20 protein-coding genes and 2 tRNA genes are annotated in these 18,270 nt (G+C 63.7%); 3 read left to right on the forward strand and 19 right to left on the reverse strand.

Annotated elements, in window-relative coordinates; all coding sequences use genetic code 11:
* Positions 1–32: 32 nt before the first annotated feature.
* The 4 genes from AXYL_RS05090 to AXYL_RS05105 are packed head-to-tail and all read right to left on the reverse strand — an operon-like array spanning position 33 to position 3,106.
* Positions 33–770 carry an arginyltransferase gene (locus AXYL_RS05090; RefSeq protein WP_013391756.1) on the reverse strand — a complete coding sequence of 246 codons (738 nt, stop codon included), beginning with the start codon at positions 768–770 and terminating at the stop codon, positions 33–35.
* A gap of 41 nt (positions 771–811) precedes the next feature.
* Positions 812–1,585, reverse strand: coding sequence for a leucyl/phenylalanyl-tRNA--protein transferase (gene aat / locus AXYL_RS05095; protein WP_013391757.1), 774 nt, complete (start codon positions 1,583–1,585; stop codon positions 812–814).
* Positions 1,582–2,163, reverse strand: a complete 582-nt coding sequence (locus AXYL_RS05100; protein ID WP_013391758.1) for an NUDIX hydrolase — start codon at positions 2,161–2,163, stop codon at positions 1,582–1,584. Before AXYL_RS05100 ends, aat begins: the two co-directional genes overlap by 4 nt.
* Before the next feature lie 10 nt (positions 2,164–2,173).
* Positions 2,174–3,106, reverse strand: coding sequence for a LysR family transcriptional regulator (locus AXYL_RS05105; protein WP_013391759.1), 933 nt, complete (start codon positions 3,104–3,106; stop codon positions 2,174–2,176).
* A 129-nt stretch (positions 3,107–3,235) separates the two neighbouring features.
* Here AXYL_RS05105 and AXYL_RS05110 point away from each other — a divergent pair, with 129 nt between their 5' ends.
* Entirely contained in the window at positions 3,236–3,637 is a 402-nt protein-coding gene (locus AXYL_RS05110; RefSeq protein WP_013391760.1) for a DoxX family protein, read from the forward strand.
* Positions 3,638–3,733: 96 nt separating this feature from the next.
* Complete coding sequence (locus AXYL_RS05115) at positions 3,734–4,198, forward strand: nuclear transport factor 2 family protein (RefSeq protein WP_013391761.1); 465 nt, start codon at positions 3,734–3,736, stop codon at positions 4,196–4,198.
* A 9-nt stretch (positions 4,199–4,207) separates the two neighbouring features.
* On the opposite strand, the gene AXYL_RS05120 is transcribed toward AXYL_RS05115, so the two are convergent.
* Both AXYL_RS05120 and AXYL_RS05125 read right to left on the reverse strand, forming a co-directional pair.
* The gene (locus tag AXYL_RS05120) at positions 4,208–4,798 is read right to left on the reverse strand and encodes a DUF2946 family protein (RefSeq protein ID WP_013391762.1); all 591 of its coding nucleotides are present in this window, start codon (positions 4,796–4,798) and stop codon (positions 4,208–4,210) included.
* Between the two features lie 2 nt (positions 4,799–4,800).
* Positions 4,801–5,163, reverse strand: coding sequence for a hypothetical protein (locus tag AXYL_RS05125; protein WP_013391763.1), 363 nt, complete (start codon positions 5,161–5,163; stop codon positions 4,801–4,803).
* A gap of 157 nt (positions 5,164–5,320) precedes the next feature.
* Between AXYL_RS05125 and AXYL_RS05130 the strand changes: the two genes are divergently transcribed.
* Entirely contained in the window at positions 5,321–5,794 is a 474-nt protein-coding gene (locus AXYL_RS05130) for a hypothetical protein (RefSeq protein WP_013391764.1), read from the forward strand.
* Between the two features lie 60 nt (positions 5,795–5,854).
* Here the strand turns inward: AXYL_RS05130 and AXYL_RS05135 are convergent.
* The 13 genes from AXYL_RS05135 to AXYL_RS05200 all read right to left on the reverse strand — a co-directional run bounded on the left by AXYL_RS05135 (position 5,855) and on the right by AXYL_RS05200 (position 18,263).
* A tRNA-Cys gene (locus tag AXYL_RS05135) sits at positions 5,855–5,928 on the reverse strand.
* 55 nt (positions 5,929–5,983) lie between these two features.
* Positions 5,984–6,059 (reverse strand) — tRNA-Gly (locus AXYL_RS05140).
* 152 nt (positions 6,060–6,211) lie between these two features.
* Positions 6,212–6,859: a ProQ/FinO family protein gene (locus AXYL_RS05145; RefSeq protein WP_013391765.1), complete on the reverse strand. Its 648-nt coding sequence runs from the start codon at positions 6,857–6,859 to the stop codon at positions 6,212–6,214.
* Positions 6,860–6,993: 134 nt separating this feature from the next.
* On the reverse strand, positions 6,994–7,647 hold the full coding sequence (locus tag AXYL_RS05150) for a hypothetical protein (RefSeq protein WP_013391766.1): 654 nt from the start codon (positions 7,645–7,647) through the stop codon (positions 6,994–6,996).
* A gap of 35 nt (positions 7,648–7,682) precedes the next feature.
* Entirely contained in the window at positions 7,683–8,234 is a 552-nt protein-coding gene (locus AXYL_RS05155; RefSeq protein ID WP_013391767.1) for a hypothetical protein, read from the reverse strand.
* Between the two features lie 19 nt (positions 8,235–8,253).
* A complete protein-coding gene (locus AXYL_RS05160) occupies positions 8,254–8,754 on the reverse strand; it encodes a hypothetical protein (protein ID WP_013391768.1) in 501 nt (166 codons plus the stop codon).
* 8 nt (positions 8,755–8,762) lie between these two features.
* Positions 8,763–9,797: a hypothetical protein gene (locus AXYL_RS34825; protein ID WP_148260580.1), complete on the reverse strand. Its 1,035-nt coding sequence runs from the start codon at positions 9,795–9,797 to the stop codon at positions 8,763–8,765.
* A gap of 28 nt (positions 9,798–9,825) precedes the next feature.
* Entirely contained in the window at positions 9,826–10,509 is a 684-nt protein-coding gene (locus AXYL_RS05170; protein WP_013391770.1) for a pilus assembly protein, read from the reverse strand.
* Between the two features lie 24 nt (positions 10,510–10,533).
* The gene (locus tag AXYL_RS05175; protein WP_013391771.1) at positions 10,534–12,795 is read right to left on the reverse strand and encodes a TcfC E-set like domain-containing protein; all 2,262 of its coding nucleotides are present in this window, start codon (positions 12,793–12,795) and stop codon (positions 10,534–10,536) included.
* A gap of 68 nt (positions 12,796–12,863) precedes the next feature.
* Entirely contained in the window at positions 12,864–13,391 is a 528-nt protein-coding gene (locus AXYL_RS05180; protein WP_013391772.1) for a hypothetical protein, read from the reverse strand.
* 170 nt (positions 13,392–13,561) lie between these two features.
* Entirely contained in the window at positions 13,562–14,365 is an 804-nt protein-coding gene (locus tag AXYL_RS05185) for a hypothetical protein (protein WP_148260581.1), read from the reverse strand.
* Between the two features lie 189 nt (positions 14,366–14,554).
* Positions 14,555–16,996, reverse strand: coding sequence for a hybrid sensor histidine kinase/response regulator (locus AXYL_RS05190; RefSeq protein WP_013391774.1), 2,442 nt, complete (start codon positions 16,994–16,996; stop codon positions 14,555–14,557).
* Between the two features lie 34 nt (positions 16,997–17,030).
* Positions 17,031–18,263, reverse strand: a complete 1,233-nt coding sequence (locus AXYL_RS05200) for an EAL domain-containing protein (protein ID WP_013391775.1) — start codon at positions 18,261–18,263, stop codon at positions 17,031–17,033.
* Positions 18,264–18,270: the final 7 nt, after the last annotated feature.

Raw genomic sequence — 18,270 nt, forward strand, 5'->3', positions numbered from 1 at the left:
CGCCGCGCCGGGCGCCCCAGGCGAGACCAGAATCAGGCGGGCGGCGGGGCGGGCTGCTCGCCCCACGCGCCGTCGACCAGGAACTGGGCCGGGTGGAAGCTCGATTTGTAAGACATCTTGCGGCTGTCGGCGATCCAATAGCCCAGGTACAGCCAGGGCAGGTTCAGCGTGCGGCATTGCTCGATCTGCCACAGGATGCTGTAGGTGCCCAGGCTGCCGGCAAGGTCCGGATCGTAGAAGGTGTAGACGGAGGACAGGCCGTCGTCCAGCACGTCGATGATGGACACCATGACCAGCGCGCCCGTTTCATCGCGAAATTCGACCAGGCGGGTGTTGACGCGGCTGGTGAGCAGGAATTGCGCATACTGCGTACGGCTGTCCTCGTCCATGCCGCCGCCCGGATGGCGGCCCTGCTGGTAACGCGTGTACAGCCGGTAGTGTTCGGGCGACCAGGCCAGCTCCGCCACGAACGATTGCAGGCCCTGGTGGTCGCGCCAGGCGCGGCGCTGGCTGCGATTGGGCGCGAAGCCTGCCGTATCCACGCGCACGGGGATGCAGGCATGGCAGTTGTCGCAATGCGGCCGGTAGGTAAACAACCCGCTGCGCCGGAAGCCTTGCTCCACCAGTTGCGAATACGTGCCCGCGTTGATCAGGTGGCCGGGCGCGGCGACCTGCGACCGTGCCTGGCGACCCGGCAGATAGCTGCAAGGGTAGGGAGCGGTGGCGTAGAACTGCAGGGTGGAGAAAGGGAGTTCTTTGAGCTGGCTCATCGGAGGTCCCGCGTTGCGGCGGCAGGCCCGCAAGGGGCTGGCTACATATTAACGCCGAACCCCGCGCCCGATGCTGTGTCGGGATGCAAGCGGCCGGCGCTGTCCAGCGTACCGCGGGCCCACGCGATGGCGGGCAGCGCCGTGGCTGCCCGCACATGCTGCAGGAACGCGGCGCGCGGGATGGGGCGCGCGCCCAGGCTGGCCAGATGGCGCGTCTGCTGCTGGCAGTCGATGCGCTCCACGCCTTGCGCCGCCAGGTAGCGCACCAGATAGGACAGGGCGATCTTGGAGGCGTTGGGCGCGCGGGTGAACATGGATTCGCCGAAGAACATGCGGCCCAGGCTGATGCCGTAGAGGCCGCCGGCCAGTTCGCCGTCGATCCAGGTTTCGATGCTGTGCACGTAGCCGGCCTCATGCCAGGCGCGATAGGCCTGCTGCATGGCGGCGGTGATCCAGGTGCCCGGCTGGCCGTCGCGCGGCGCGGCGCATTGCGCCATCACTTCGGCAAAGGCCGTGTCCACTCGCACCTGCACGCGCGGCGCGGCGGCATGCTCCTGGCTGGCGACCTGCCGCAGCAGCTTGCGCAGCGAATGCGAGGGCGCGAAGTCCTTGATGCTCAGCACCATGCGCGGATCGGGACTCCACCACAGAATCGGCTCGCCCTCGGAGTACCACGGGAAGATGCCGTTGGAGTAGGCCTCGATCAGCCTGGCGGTCGACAAGTCCGCGCCCGCAGCGAGCAGGCCGTCGGGATCCGCTAGCGCAAACTCCGCGGGCGGAAAGGGGGTGTCGACGGCTAGCCAGGGTAGTTTCAACGGTGCGATTCTAGGGTGTAGTGATGAGGGGGAAACACGCCCTGCTTGCGGTCGTCGAAGTAGTGGCGCAGCGTCGTGGCCACGGTGCGGAACGCCAGATCATCCCAGGGGATCTCGGATTCGTCGTAATACCGGGCTTCCAGGCTTTCGGGGCCCGGGTCGAGCTCGGCCGACAGCGCCTCGGCCAGGTAGAACACGTGCACCTGATCGATCTGGGGCAGGTCGATGACGGTATAGAGTTCGCCCAGCTTGATGCGGGCGCCGGATTCTTCCAGCGTTTCGCGGGCGGCGCCCTGCGCCGTGCTTTCGCCCAGTTCCATGAAGCCGGCCGGCAGGGTCCAGGTGTTGTAGCGCGGTTCGATGGCGCGCCGGCACAGCAGAACCCGGTTTTCCCAGACCGGCAGGGTACCGACCACCAGCCTCGGATTCTGGTAATGGATTGCGCCGCAGTGATCGCAGATGTCGCGTTCGCGGTTGTCGCCTTCGGGAACCCGGCGGCTGATGGGCGAGCCGCATTGGCTGCAGAAATGCGAACGGCGCGGCGCGGGGAAGTATTCGAGGGGCGATTTTGCGGTCATGGGTACGATTCTAACGGCTGCGGCGGGGGCTGGCGCGCCGGCCTGGGACGGCCGGGGAGGGGGCGCCGAAGCGGCCCTCCAGATGCTCCACGAAGGATCGTACCTTGGGCGACAGGAAGCGCCGGTGCGGGTAGACGGCATACATGGAGATCGAGGTGTGGGTGTAATCGGTCAGCAGCGCCACCAGGCGGTGGGCGCGGATGTCGTCGCCCACCAGGAAATCGGGCTGCAGGATGATGCCGTGGCCGGCCAGCGCCGCGGTCCGCAGCACGTCGCCGTTATTGGCCCGCAGGGCCGCGTTGACGCGCACCAGATGGGTCACGCCGTCCTTCTCGAAATGCCATTCGTTGCCGGTGCTGGCGTAGGCGTAATGCAGGCAGCGGTGCTGCTTCAGTTCTTCCGGCGTCTGCGGCGTGCCGTGGCGTCGCAGGTATTCGGGGGCGGCGCAGACCAGCAGCTGCTGCGGCGCCAGCGGCCGCGCGACCAGCGAGGAATCCTGCAGCGGGCCGATGCGCACGGCAACGTCGTAGCCGTCTTCCACCAGGTCCACCACGCGGTCGTTCAGGTCCAGGTCGATGATCACGTCGGGATAGCGCTGCAGGTACTCGGCAATGGCCGGTCCCAGGTGCAGGATCCCGAACGACACCGGCGCGCTCACCCGCAGGCGGCCGCTGGGCCGCTGGCCCTCGGCTTGCAGCGACAGTTCCAGGTCCGCCACCTCGGCCAGGATGGGCCGCACGCGTTCATAGAAGGCGCGTCCGGCGTCGGTCATGCTCAGCTTGCGCGTGGTTCGGTTCAGGAGGCGCACGCCGTACTTCTGTTCCAGATAGGCGATCTGGCGCGTGACCACGGAGCGGGCCTGGCCCATCTTGTCGGCTGCGGCTGCGAACGAACCCAATTCCACGACCTTGGCGTAGGTCTGCATGGCGGTATGCGTGTCCAAGATTGTTTCCTATCGGGGAACAATAATTTGCAATTCTGCATGTTTATCTTTGTTTTTGGAATCGCAAGAATAGCGCTCATCAAGAATCTTCCCATCCTGGGCGATTCCCCACCGCTCTAGGAGAGTGCAATGGTTGATATCCGTACCGCGCCCTATGCCGCGCTGCTGCTGCGCGTGGCGCTCGGCGTCATGTTCCTGGCCCATGGCCTGACCAAGCTGCTGGTGTTCACGCTGCCCGGCACCGCGCAGTTCTTCGCCAAGATCGGCTTCGCCGGCTGGCTGGCGTATCCGGTGACGTTCTTCGAGGTCGGCGCCGGCGTGCTGCTGATCCTGGGCATCGTGCCGCGCTGGGTCGCCGCCATTGCCGTGGTGCAGTTGTTCGTGGCTTCCACGGTGCATTTCCCCAATGGCTGGGGCTTCGGCAATGCCGGCGGCGGCTGGGAATATCCGATCTTCCTGACCGTGGCGGCCGCCGTGCTGGCGCTGCTGGGCGACGGCAAGTACGCGCTGGTCAAGAGCGGCCGCGGCTGATCGCTGCGCGCACCAGTCTGTCTACCGCCACGGACGTGGCCGACAGGACGGCCGGACCCTAGAATGGCCCGGCCGTTTTCCATTTCTGGAGTTCCCATGTCCTTCCCGAAGTCGTACTTCAAGCGCGCCGCCGCCGCAGCCATGCTGGCCCTGGCCTTGTCTCCCGCCGTCCATGCGTCCGCTGAACAGGAGGCCGCCAACAAGGCGGCCGTGCTGGCCTTCTATGAGAAGGGCCTGAACCAGAAGGACGCGGATGCGGCGCTGAAATACGTGGGCGACCGCTATGTGCAGCACAATCCCAATGCGGCCGATGGCCCCGAGGGTTTCCGTAAATTCATCGCCTTCCTGCGCGACAAGTTTCCGCAATCGCGCAGCGAGATCAAACGCGTCTTCATCGACGGCGACTATGTGATCCTGCACGTGCACGCGGTGCGCCAACCCGGCGACCGCGGCAGCGCCATCATCGACATCTTCCGCCTGGAGCAGGGCAAGATTGTGGAGCACTGGGACGCGGTGCAGCCCATCCCCGAGCAGTCCGCCAATCCCAACGGCATGTTCTGAACTTGCCGGTCAGGCGTGGGGATCCGGGTCGAAGCCGAATTCCCGCGCCACATCTTTTTGCGCGATCAGCGCCAGCGGCGCGGCGGCATAGGTTCCGGGCAGGACGGCCTGTATCGTGCCGCCGGGTGCGAGTTCCGTCAGGGCGTCCAGCAACGGCTCTCCGTCCGCCGTGGTCATCCTTTCCAGCAGCGGCGGCAGATCGCGGTCCAGCACGATGCCCGCTCCCAGGGGCGTCATCGCATACAGCTGACCCGCATCATCCAGCTTCCACGCGGCGACCGAATCGACCGTCTGGTTCGTGTGCGTGAGCAGGCCACTGTTGTCATCGCTCAAGCGCAACACATACGGCGCCGCGTCCAGGCGCAGGAATACGCGCTGGGGACCGTTCTGGAAAAACCAGCGCCCCGCGTCGTCGTGTTCATAGTTGCGGTTGATGAATTCCAGGATCTGCGTGTTGGTGATGGACTCGCCCGGACCGCCCGCGGCCGATTGGCCTTGCGGGTGCAGGCGCCAGCGGCCGCGCGCGTCCAGCGACAGCCAGCCGTACACCGCCGGCACGTCGGGCCAGCGCGCGAGCGCGTCCTTCACCGATTGATCCATGTTCAGGGCCGGATGATGATGGGAGGAGGGTTGATGATGATGGCGGGCGCCGGCATCGCGGGCACCACCACCGGCTGCGGCATTTGCACGTAGCCGTGGCGGTAGTCATCCCGGCATTTGCGCTTTTCCTGGTAGTCGCCGTTGCGCTTCCATTTGCGCTCGACCTTACAGGCGCCGTCCCAATACTGTTCTTTATACTCGCGGCCGTGGCGATGGCGGTGCTTGTCCGAATCCGCCTGCGCCGCAAGCGGGGCCAGCGTGAGCAATGCCGCGGCGGACAGCGTCAGCAACGCGGAGGAAGAGTGGGCTCGGGAGTTCGGAAGCGTGCGCATGGGATCGTCGTCAGTGGCAAACGGCGTCACCATAGCAATCATTTGGTTGACCGCGCGTAGTGATGCGTAACGAGATGCAGGCCGCAATCGTACATGAGATCCTCATCTTCGATCTCGGGCGCCTCAACCAGATGCTTGCGTTTGCGGCTCATACGCAGTTAAACATGATGAATGTTCAGTTGGTGGCGCCATGAACGCATCCCTGGAACGTCTCGCGAAACAGCTCGATCTGGACGCCAAGCGCAACGAACGCCTACGTCTGGCATTCGGTCATGCCTGTGCGCTTCGGGTCGAGCATCTGCTTGAAGAGCAGGAAGTCGTGGATTGCCTGGCGATTCTTGGCCGGTATTTGGACGGCGCTATCGGCCATGAACAGTTGCAGCAGGTTTGCACTCAAGCCTCGCACCTGGCGAACCGGCATCAGGGGTCAAAATCCATCGATGGCTGCGGCCATGCCGCTGTGTCCGCGACCTATGCCGTGGCCAGCGCCTTGGCCGGCAAGGCGCTCCGCGCGGCCGAATATGCGGCTTACGCCGCAGTCTACGGTCAGGGCGGCTATGGCGCTGTTTCAGATCCCGAGTCGTTCGAGCCGGAGTTCGCCTGGCAAGCGGAATGTCTGGCTGCGTTGGCTACCCGCGAGGCCGAATCGCATCCTGCGCCATAGTTGACCGCTCCGGAAAACAAAAAACCCGCAGAGTTTTATCTGCGGGTTTTGAGAAATCACTGGAGGCGCAAGCCGGAATCGAACCGACGTACACGGATTTGCAATCCGCTGCATAACCACTCTGCCATTGCGCCAGCACTTGCAAGAAAAAAGGAAGCGCGGTGTAGGCCGTTGCTTCCTTTTTGTATTTGGAGCGGGAGACGAGTCTCGAACTCGCGACCTCAACCTTGGCAAGGTTGCGCTCTACCAACTGAGCTACTCCCGCGGGGGTACTGCGTTTTTGGTGTGATTTCTGATTTGGTTTTCAGAAGGCCGTGTCCACCAAAGACAGCGATTATACACAGAAATTAAGGCTTGTGTAGCCCGGTTGCGCGGGGAAGGTGAAAAATCCCTGCACAGCCGGGTTGTGTGGTGCCGTCAGGGGGTGTCGCTGGACACCGGCGCGGTGGCCGTGGACTCGGGCGCGGATTCCGGAGCGGGCGCGTCGACGGGCGCATCAGCAGGCGCGGCCGTAGGCGAGGACGCCGGCGCGGCAGCCTTCTTCGCGGGACGGGCCTTGCCGGCCGGCCGGCGCGAGGCCTGGCGGCGGGCATAGGCGGCTTGTTCCGCCGTCACCGTGCCCGCGGGCTCGCCCTGCAGGTCGACGCGCGTGGCGTCCGCCACCATGCTGCCCCAGTAGCGGCTGCCCTTGCACCAGGTGGCGATGGCCTGCTTGAGCTGTTCTTCCGTCATGCCCAGCTTTTCCAGATGCTGGGCCGCGTCGGCCAGGATGCCCTGCTTGAGCGGCAGCTTGGGCGCGGGATTCTTGGGGAAAGCCTGGGGGAAGTGCTTCTGCAGGCGCCAGATGGCCTCGACCGCGGGGTCGACGGGCTCGCGCTTTTGCTGCGGGCGGGCGGCAGCCTTCGCTTGACCAGACTCGCGCTTTTGCTGCGGCCGCGCCGTAGCGTTCGCTTGATCAGGCTCCCGCTTCTTTGTCCGGCCTGCCGCCTTCGGTTGGACCGGCACCGCCTTTTGAGCCTGTGCCCGCAGCTGCTCGCGCAGGTCGGCAAGTTTTTCAAAACCCATTGTTATTTCCAACACCTCAGATTTGTTCAGGCTGAAGGTTACCGCAAGTGCGCGAATGCAGCACTGCCGAAGGGGCGTGTGTGTGGCGTCGGCGCCATGGCCGTTGGCGCCGCCCGGCGCGGATTTGGCGGGAATCAGCGCCCGGAGGGAGGGCAGGATGGCTGGCCGGGAACCAATATCGCGCGGCCTTTCAGCAGAATGGGCGTACCCGGATAGACGTTGAATGGATCCACCGGCCGGCCATCGACGACGGCGTCCTTGACCTGATAGCGCACGTTGCCCGACGCTGCGAGCCAGGCGCCTTCCGGCTCGCAGCGCAGCGACAGTTCCGAGGTTTCGCTCGGCGGCAGCAGCCTGACCAGCGTGCTGAACGCAAGGGTGACGACCACATTGCCGGTGGTACCTTGTCCCGCCCGATCCAGCAGGTTGACGAGGGGCTTGATATCCAGCCGGTAGACCTGCTCCTGATCCACTTCGGCCAGCGGCTTGAGGGTGATGGTCTTGCTCTGCCCCGAGCCTAGCGAGAGCTTGAACGGGTAGACGTAGAGCGCAGGCTGCTCCGTTTGCACGACAGGTTCCAGGCGCTCCTGTTCAGGTTCGACGCCCGGGTTGAGCAGGCGTGACAGGGTAACGGACACGTACTCCGCGCGATCGCCCTGGTTGACGATATGGACCGACGCCGGCTTGCCTTGCACGACGGCGAGCTTGGGCGTCACGTCGATATGTGCGAAGGCAGGCGCGGCAAGCCAGGACGCGAGAAGCAACAGCAGACAACCGGAGGATTTCATCCGCATCTCCGCGAAATTCGGCCGCGTATGGTGCATCAGGGGATCCGAGCGGAGGGTTCAAAGACCAGCGACAGCTCGCCGACATAGCTGCCTGCCGTCTCCTTGAAATTGCCTTCCGGCGGATAAGCCGAAATCGCCAGCCCGTAGTAGCCGATGGAGTCCTCGCCTGCAACCGGCGCAAACGGATTCTGGAATTTCACGTCCAGGCCTACTTCCAGGGTTTTCTGCTCCCCGTCTTCCGCGGCCAGGGAAACCTTGGGCCGACGGAACACCAGGGCCGCGTTGGCCGTGTTGCGGATTTCGAGCGGCCGATCCATGCGCACCTGAAACGCGCCGCTCGAGGACACGATGCGCAAGCGTGCCTGCGTTTCATAGGGAGATTCCCATCCGCGCAGCTGCTGCATGGCCAAGCCCTGGTCGAACCAGCCGCCCTTGTCGTCCGTGACCAGCAGCCTGTTGGCGGCCCTGACCGTGGCGGTGATCCTGCTAGTGGTATCGCCGGTCAGGACGATATCCACGGCGGAAGCTGCGACAGGGAGCATTCCCAGGGCCAGCATCAGGCACGCGCGGATTGAGATTCTGTTCATGTCCGGGTTCTCATGGGTTTCAAGGCTGAGCGTGCTCGGCGATCTGATAGATCAGAACGCCGTACGCCATGTTGATGATCAGGGGCGCGCTGCCATCGGCCTCGCCGCCGTTCAGAATCACCCGCTCCCTGGGCCGGAAGGTGATGCGCCAGACTTGCGTGCGGGCAGGCGCATGCAAGACGCGCACGCTCATCCGGTACTTTTGTCCCGGCGCCAGAATCAGGCGCTTAGGGGTGACCAGCAAGCTGGGTCGCTCTGTTTCGCCAACTGGCGCCAGCACCTCCGGCGTCAATCCGGGATTGAGGAGCAGATGCTGTTCCACATCCAGATAGAGGGGGCTGTCGCCACGGTTTTCCGCCAGCAGTTCGCTCGGCGCTCGACCGGGTTCCAGGCGCAGTTCCGCTCTCGGCAGGTGCAGGATGCCGGCCCCCTGGCCGTGCTGGGGCCAGAGCAGGACGAGTGCTGCGACGACAAACGCGGTGCGGCGGGCGAATTGCCGGGGAAAGACATGAACGCTCATGGCATGAGCTAAGGCCGTGCGACGACCGTGAAGGTGAGCACGTCGCTGTAGTCGCCTTCCTTCGCCGCCTTGGGCGTGTCAGCCGTGAACGTGGGGATGAAGCAGTCGCGTCCGCTGTTGCCCAAGGCGGAAACCATGTTGCTGGTGTTGGGCAGCGCGACCTCGGTACTGGTCGTCGCGTTCCGCAGCACGACTCGGTACGGCACTGTGTCGGAAGGCGAGGTCAGGTGCTTGAGTTGGTACCAGCCATTGCCCGACAGGCCGTTCTGGTTGGTCGCGTTGATGGCGTAGCGCAATCCTGTCCATTTGAGGTGGTCGTAGGTGAAGCACAATTCTTCGCCGGCGCCAGAAAATGGCCTTTCCGCCGGCGCTCCGGGCAGCAACTCTCCGAGGTTCCAGTCCGGCGCGGTCATGTGGATCTTGGGAGCCACAGGTGGGGGCGGAATCTTCGGCTCGGTGATCACATTGCAGTTGCCCGTTGAGCTGTCTGCGCCAATATAGGCCAGTCCGGTTACTTCGACGATGTCGTTCTTTTGCGTGACATTCGCTGCTCTTACCCCAATGGCAGGCCACGGTGCAAGGTGCTTGTTATCGACAACGACCGTTACCCGCACGACTCTCGCGGATGTATCGCGCCAGGTCGTGGCGTAACGGGAATCACTGTTATCGTAGACCATGTAGTCAATGCCGCTTGTTTTACCCCAGTCCCGAACGCCATCCATGTAGACAGCACTGGCATAGTGACCAGACTGCTGCAGTTTGCCGTCTTTCTCATAGGTGTATATAAGGATTCCTCGGCTCAGGAACGGCCCGCTATGCCTGCCTAGGTGACCTTGAATGTTCTTATAGCTGATGGTCACGCCCAGCGTGCTGGTGCCATTGCCATTGTTTTGGTAGGTGCAATCGCTATAGCCGTTGCTCAGGTCGCTGTAGTAGATGCCCCGCCATGCCAAGGCGTCACTACTGGAGATCATCGCGCTTGTTGCCAGTACGGCAGCAACTGGTCGCGGCATCATCCATCCTTTGAAATTCGGCAATCTCATGGTTGGTCCCTCGTACATAGCGCCATGCTCATCCGCGGCAATCGAAACCCTGCGGCGCATCGCCGATCAGCATCGTGAGCTTCTTGCCCTCGAAACGCCGCGACGCGCCAGGAAACAACACCACCCGGTTCTGCTCCAGCCTGCGGTCAGACGATGCGATATCCGCAAGGACCAGCGACACATTGCCGGTATTCTCCAGCCTCACACCCGCGTCTTCGCAGCGATACGACCAGCCCGACCGTTGCTGACCTGGAGGAGGCATGTGCTGGACCAGCACGCCATAACCTATGGAAACTGACATGGGCGCGCTGATCTTGTCCTGGGGCGCCTCTTCGACCTGCATCGCCCTCACTGGCACGACGTACAGGCGGTACATCTCTTCCGCGGTGGGCACGGATAGCGACTTCAGGCTGATCGCGCGGCTTTGGCCCGGCCCCAGCGTCAATTTGTCCGGACTGGCGAGCAGGCCGGGATGCTCGAGCTGGCTCAGCGGCACCTGCTCCTCGGGGTCGAAGCCGGGATTCTTCACCTTCTGCAGCGTGGCCGACAGGTAGAGCGGCGCGTCGCCAACGTTCTTGACGGTGACGCCGTAGTCGTGGCCGTTGAAGACCTTGATCCGGGCCGGCATCACCAGCAGCTCGCCTTCGGCTTGCGCCGGCGGCGCGGCCAGCAGCATCGAAGCGAATAGCGTGAGCAGGGTCTTGCGTGGCATCGTGGTTCCTTGTCGGATGTCCGATTATTGGCAGCGGTAGTAGCTGCCGTTGATGGCGTTGCCGAGGTCGCAGGTGTAGTTCCTGCCGGGCTGCCGCAGCGTGATCTTGGTAAGCACCGTCTTGCTGGCGATGGAGAACAGTCCGTTGGGGTACGCCGTGTCGCCAGTTTCCTGGATGGTTCCGCCCAGGGGCTTGCCGGACGGATCCATCAGGATGCCGCTGTAGACCATGTTGATCGCCACCTTGGCTTGCGCCGCATACACCTGGCCAGGATGGGCGCGCACGACGTTGGCAGGGACTTCGATACTCATGTCCATGTGCTCGCTGTTGCTCAGGACGCGGGCGAAGGGAACGTCGCGGTATTGGCCTAGCGGTACGGCGTAGGTGCCGCCGCCGCCCACCGGATGGCCTTCCACGCTGAATCCGTAGGCGGTGCCGTCGATGGCGGGCGTGTCCAGCAGCATGGCGCTGCCGCTGCTGCTGTAGCGTCCTACCGCTATGCCCTTGGCGCTGGCCGCCAGCATGCCGCGGTAGTTGAAATCCGCGTTGCTGCCGAAGTCGCTGTGGCCCAGGTTGAGGGAGGTATCGCCACGAGTGCCGGAGCGGCTGCCGTAAATGTTGACGCTGTTGCTTGTGCTGCTCCGGTTGACCGTGACGCCAGCCATCGAGGTGCCGTAGCTGTCCTCGAAATCCTTGCGATAGTCGCCGCTGAGTTGCGTTTCGCCGCCCTGGCGGGCAGCGCGGAAGCTGGCTTGCGTCTTGTCCAGGGTCCAGCTCATGTTGAAGTACACGGCGTAGCCGTCGTCGCCCCGACCGTACCCGCCCTTTTGCACGCCCAGGGAAAAGGTCGACCACAGGCCGTTGGGGCGGTAGTGCCAGCGTGCTTCGGCTTGCTGTATTTCGCCGCGGCTGTGCTTGTTGTAGTTATAGCCCAGCATGACATCGCCCACGCTTCTGCTGTATGAAAAGCTGGTGCTGGGCGCGCCCCAATAGAAGCGCGATACGTCTGAAATCTGATAGCGGCTGGCCGAGAGGCTGCCCAGCAAGGGATCGTTCATCGACAGGTTGAAATAGCCGCCCGCGCCGCGTTCGCCGCCTAGGACGCCCACTGTGGGAGTGAGGTCAGCCGTGCCGATGCGGGAGGGGCGCGTGATGTTCAGCTCGCCCGCCCAGCGGGACTGGTCGCCGCTGATGAACGAGGCGTTCAGGTAGAACTGGCTCAGGTTGCGGCTGACGGCAGCTTGAAGCAGCTGGCCGCCTGCGCCCATTTCCTTGCCCGCGGTCATGTGCCAGGAATTGCCGCCGCCGCCGTTGAAGTTCAGGTTGTTGATGTCGCGAGTTTCGCGGTTGATCAGATTGCCGTTGCGGTCCACCAGCCGGATCTCCACCGGGTAGTAGCCGCCAGGCAGGTCGATGAAGCTGATTTCATTGCGGCCGAGTATGGCGGGCCGCTTCAGGATGAGACGTCCGTTGCGGTAGAACTCGTAGTTTCCTTCGGCGGTGGAATACAGCACCAGCGAACCCGTATCGCGGTCGGCCCGCAAATGGTTCTGGCTGCCGATGGTGACGAACTGATCGAAGCTGGGCGACAGCATCGTGCTGACCGAGCCCGAGGCGTAGTCGAGGCTGTTCTGCTTGCCTGCCCGCACGTAGGTGCTGTGAAAATTCTTCTGCAGGAAGTAAGAGGAGATCCCTTGATCGCCATTGCTGCGGCCGCGCATGCGGTTGCGGCTGCCGTACCAGCTCATGTAGCCGAAGCTGCGCAGCGGCAGGCCCAGCCATGTCGTGCCGCTGACGTTCATGGCGCGATAGCTGTCGGAGGATCCGCGCAAGTCCAGCGACTGATTGTTGATCAGCCCCCAGGTGGTCGCGGGAGACAGGTAGTCGTCGCGCGAGCTTCTGATCTGCAATGTGCGGCGGATCTTGTCGATGGTGACGTAGTGCTCCGCCACGCGCAGGTCGCAGCCGTTGATGCATTGCTTGTAGTCGATCGTGGAAACCACCCGGCGGATGGCTTCTATTTCTTCCTCCGTCACGCCGTTTTCCGCGTACTTGACGGGATCGAACGCGAGTCGGTTCTGTTCCAAAGAATAGGCAATCAATCCCGGCAGCGTCCTGCCGTTGAAGCTGGACACGTAGCTTGCGCTGTTGTCCATTTCAACCGCGCTGAAGCCTTCCGGGATGCCGTAGGAAATCTTCACTTGCGCGAAGGCCTGGGTGGAGGACGCAGCAAGAACGCACGGCAGGATTTTTTTGAGGCAAAAGGAAACCCAATGAGCGTGCATGCCCTGCAGTCCAAAAGGGGAAGGAAGAGCCCCGGACGGGGCCTTGGAGAAAGGTGCTCGAGCGAGGCTTAAGGGGCCGGTTCGAAGACCATGACCAGATTGCCGCTGTAGCTGCCGTTGGGGGTCTGGCCGTTGGTTTGCTGGGGGCTATCTACACTGATTTCCAGATTGTGGATTTCGTCGTAGCCACCGTTGCCCTGCACGACCTGGGAAATCTTGTTGGGTTTGTCGTATTCCAGGACTTGGTCGCCTGCGGCGTGGGTCAAGATCACCTGTGCGTTGGTCATCTCGAGGTGTCCGTTGGACATTTTCAGAGGTTGGGCGAGCTTGACGTTAATCCCAGGGGCCTTCGAAAATATGCGGATCGGCAGCGTCTTGGAGAATGTCAGCTGCCTGTAGTCTGCCGGTTCGAGCTCCTCGGTGCCGTACCAGGTGGAGCCGTCGGGCTTGGACACGAAAATCGCGTCGTTGATCTGGGCCGTCAGGGTGATGCTCTTGGTGACGCTTTTGCTTGTCTCCGCAGGGGTAGCCGCATGCGCCATGCCGGCAAACGCGCCGGCTAATCCCATCACGATCAGGATCTTGTTCAGTTTCATATGAAAACCTGGAGTTGATGTTGAATGAATGCCTTCGAAGGTTGTTGAAGGCGGGGCTGTGTAGCGGACGCCTCGTGTGCGTCCGACCCCATGCATCATCCTTGTTCAACGCTGCCCCAGGGCTGAGAAATTTCTTGTTCTGATGCCGAGGAATTCCAGCTCATGCGCGCCTATCGCGCACGGCCCCCCACCTTGAAGTCCCGCCATCGGTCGCCTCCCATCGTCAGCAGCAATTCCAGGCTGTCCGCGCCGATGCGGGTGGACAGCAGATCTCCCTGGAACGTCAGGTTGGGAAACGACCGCATCCAATGAAAATCGGTGGCGTCGTTGATGCCCATCACCAGCACTGGCAGCTTGAACGCCTGCGCGCGCTGCAAAAGCGTGAAGAACCTTCCATGCAGCATGGGATGCGTCGAGAGCCGCTCGGGGATCTTCAGGTGCAGGCCCACGACGCGCAGCACGCCGTGCGGGACCGGCCGACCTTCTACCAGCGTCGGGCTGATCCTTACCCTCAAGCCGGTATTGAAATCGTGCCGGCTCTTGTGGAGTTCGGCATCCGGCAGCAGATCCCATGTCATGGGGATGTTGAGCGTGACCAGCGATGCCGGATAGCTCGGACCCGTCGCGCCGTCTTCGGCTTGGCCGGACTGCAAGCGCAGGTGGTTTTTATCCAGCGCCAGGTTCAGCTCCGCGCACAGGCTCTGCGCCGACCAAGGGAAGCCGGCGGTATCGCGCGCATAGGTGAGTGACAGAGGTATGCCTTGATTGCCCTGCCGGAAGAGGTGTAGCGCGTGCTGGAGTTCGTGCTCGGCGGGATGGCTGTCGAGTCGTGGGAATGATTGGTCTGGCGGCAGATCGGGCAATGCGTATTCGCATACCCGGCCATCTGCGGAAAAGACGGGTTGATAACCGGCTTGTGCCGATGATCGAAATGCTGGGCGGGAATCGGCGCCGCCGCCGGGAAGAGATTCCATTGTTTTGGGCGCAGGTCAGCGCGCTGCCGGCCAGGATGGCGACGACGTGTGTGCGCATGGCATGCATTCTGTTTTTCAGCGTGTGATTCTAGAAATCACTGGGAGTGGGGGCCATGGGAATATTCTTAATTGCTTCGAATGGCATGCATCCGATCCCGCCGCCGTTGCAGAAATTCGGCGCTGGATGGGTCAACCGTTGCTTTCTTTCGCGATTTCTCGCATCTTGCCGCGCAGCTGCGCGATGAGCGCGGCGAGCTGCTGGGGCATCGTGCCGCCCACGCCCTCCTTGCGCAGCAGGGCGGCAAGATCGTCCGCCAGGTTCAGCAGAGGGGCCATGTGCACGGCGGCCAGCCCCCCGCGTATCCGGTGCAGCAAGGCGCGGACATCCGTGCTGTCGCCGTTCTTCATCGCGGTTTCCAGACGCACGAGATCCTTATCCATGGTTTCCAGAAAGATGGCCTTGTATTTGGCGGGGACCCCTGGCGTGCCGGTCCGTGGCGATTCCGTTGCAATCCGCGGCGTCGCGGCCGGGATCTCGGGCTTGCGGGGAGCGGCGGCGTATGCCTGGAGCCGCTGCCTGAGCGCACGCAAGCCTATGGGCTTGGCGAGCCAGCCGTTCATGCCGGCCGCCTCGCACCGCTGTTCCTCCGCATGGGTCGCGCTCATGACCAGGGCAATGATGGGAGCTATGGCGCCCTGGGCGCGCAGGGCCCTGGCGAGCGCATAGCCGCTCATGCCGGGCATGTCTGCATCCGTCATGACCAGATCGAAGGGACGTATGTTCCACAATGCCAGTCCTTCGGCTCCGTCCGCCGCGAGCGTGATGTGGCAACCCAGGCGCATGAGCTGGTCGTGCAGCGTGGCCCGGTTGATGAGATTGCCCTCCACGACCAGGATCCGAAGATTGAGGAGGCCATGGATCGGTGACAGGGTGTCTGGCCCTGGACCGGACTCGCCCCGCATCAGATTCTGCACGGCATAGCCTATCTGGCGCGCGGAATGGCGGTCCACCAGGGCGGCGCTGCCGCCGCTGCCCGCGGTCCCCGCTACGATGCGCGGGCCTTTCCATGGCGCATGTTCGGCATTCTTGTCCAACGCCAGGTCGATCAGCATGCCGTCCCCGTCGCCGGTAGCGACGATGCCGGCAGGCACTGTCCTCGACTGGGCGCCCCAGTGCCGCAGCCATTGGGCCACGCTCTCGCCCGCTTCCTTGCGCGCGCAGCGCACCAGCACGTGCAGGCCCTGCAACTGGGGGGCCGCGCCGGAGGGTTCGTCCGCCTGTTCCAGCACGAAGGAAACGGAAAAGCTGCTGCCCAGCCCCGGTTCGCTGATGACTTGGATACGGGTCCCCATGAACGCCGCCAGGCGGGCGCACAGGAACAGGCCCAGGCCGAGGCCCGCGCCGCGCTCAGCCCGAGGGCCGGCGCCGGCCTGATGGAAAGGCTTGAACAGCATGGCCTGTTCGGACGGGGAGATGCCGATGCCGCTATCGGCAATCTGCAGGTCTAGACGTACTCTGGCGTCGGGCATTGCCTGGGCTCGCAGCCTGGCGACGACGTGACCGGAATCCGTGAACTTGATGGCGTTGCTCAGCAGATTGCTCAGGATTTGCCGGATGCGGCCGGCGTCGCCGTGGACGCAATCCGGCACCGCGGTGTCCAGGCAGCCGTAGATGATCAGTCCCTTCTGTTCGGCCATCGGGGCATGGGCCGCCAGCGTGCTTTCGACCAGCTCGCGCGGGTCGAACGCGCCGGCCTCCCGGGCGAACTGGCCGGACTCTATCCTGGCGATGTCGAGCAGGTCGCCGATGAGCTGTTCGAGTACGAGGGAGGCGTTCTGGATGCGGCCGACGTGCTGCCGTTGCTCCGCGTCAAGTGCGGTCATGCCCAGCACTTCGAGAGTACCCAGCAGCCCGTACAGCGGCGCGCGGATCTCGCGGGTGATGTTGGACAGGATACCGGCCCCGGATTCGTGGACCTTATCGGCCTGGGCCTTGGCGAGGCCAAGCAGATGCTCCATCTCGGCGCGCGCGCTGGTGTCGGCGAAGGCGCACAGCACCACATCCTGCCTGCGGTACTGCGTGGGGGCATAGGCTACCGCCAGCGAGCGGCCGTCATGGGCGTTGAACGCCTCGATGTTGCCTGGCTCCGTTGCAACCAGGGCTTGCTGCAACAGGCGTCTGGCATCGGGCGTATCCGGCAGAGCCTGGCCAGCGCCCGCTCCCAGCCATTGCAGCGCCAGGGCGTTGCTGAAGACCAGCCGGCCGTTGGCGCGGGAGAGCGCGCATAGCGCGCAGGGCACCGTGGCGAGCATCGTCCGGCTGAGCGCCTCGCATTCGGCGAGCGCCTGCCGCGCCGCATTCGCTGGTTGGACGACGCAACGGCTGCACCAGTACCAGAAGATGGCGCACACATAGAGTCCGGCCGCGAGCAGCAGCAAGGCGCAGGCGAAAAGCCAGGCATTAGTGTGCACGAGCGTCGGGAGGTCGAGCCTCAGCAATTCTGCATGCCGCCGCTGGACTTGTTGTTGTCCACAGTAGAGCGCGGCGGCGCAGAGCAGGGCGAGGGGAAGGGCGCAGAGGAACGCGATACTCAGGCGGCGCAGGCCGCGGCTTTTCTTCTTCAGCGGCATATCCAGTGTTGGAGTGGTGACGGCAGGCCCAGCCTTAGTGGGGCGGGGACAGAGGGGTGAAATAGGAACTGGGCTCGTAGGCCAGCAACTCGCAGAAGGTCGCGACATTGACCGCGGCGGAGATCAGGAATCCTTGAGCGACATCGCAGCCGATACGCCGCAGCAATTGCAGATCCTCCAGCGTTTCCACGCCCTCGGCCGTTACTTGCAGGCCGAGTTGCCGTCCCAGTTGGATAGAGGCCACCAGGGCGGCCGCCAGTACCTCGTCCGTTGCGGCGCCGCTGACGAACGCACGATCGATCTTCACCTCGGTGAAGGGCGTGGAGATGAGGCTGTACATTGAGCTGTAGCCCTTGCCGAAGTCATCCTGCGACAGGCCGAAACCCTTCAGGCGCAGGCGGCTTGCCCCCATGTGGAATTGGCCCGCGAGTGTCGGCATCGCGTCTTCCAGCAGTTCGAAGGTCACGTCCGAGGCGGGAACGCCCAGCCGGGCGACCATGGCATGGAGTTCGTCTGGCAGTTGCGGAAGGTCCAGCAGGCTGGCGGAAAGATTGATCGAAATGGGGATGCGGTGGCCCCGCTCGCGCCAGATGGAATAGGCTTTCAGGCCATCGTCCAGCATGCGCAGGAGCAGTTCGTGATCCATGTCGTAGGCGCGCAGCGACGCCAGGAACGAGGACGGCAGCATCAGGCCCAGCTCCCTGTGTTGCCAGCGGACCAGCGCCTCGGCGCCGACGATGTTGCCGGAGACGAGTGATTTCTTCGGTTGGAACCAGGCGTGGATGCTGCCGTCGCGCAGCGCGCTTTCAAGCAGGCGCCGATCAAGCAGCGGCCGGGCGGGGTTGGCGCAGGCGTGGGGCTGCGCGGGTGGCTGCGCGAGCGGCTTTCTCAACAGGCCCACCGCGAGGCTGCCGATCTGCTCCTGGGTCACGGGCTTGATGAATGTGCCCAGCACGGCGAACCCACGCTCTTTTGCCATGAGGCCGATGCTGTTGCTCATGCGGCGGGAACATCCCGTGACGATCGCCAGTATCGGATTCAGATTGCGACAAGCGAGTTCATGGATGAACTGCGCGCCGTCCATGCCGGGCATGTCTACGTCCATGAGCACCAGCTGATGGCCTTCCCTTCGTATCCGCTCCAGGGCATCTTGCGCGTCCAGCGTCGTGTCGACGTGCACGAAGCCCGCCTCTTCGAGCATGTCTTTCAGCAGGACGCACTGGTAGGCGTGATCGTCCAGTACCAGTACCTTGAGTTTGGACAGCATTTTGTTT

Source organism: Achromobacter xylosoxidans A8, from assembly GCF_000165835.1.
GTDB lineage: Bacteria > Pseudomonadota > Gammaproteobacteria > Burkholderiales > Burkholderiaceae_B > Achromobacter > Achromobacter xylosoxidans_B.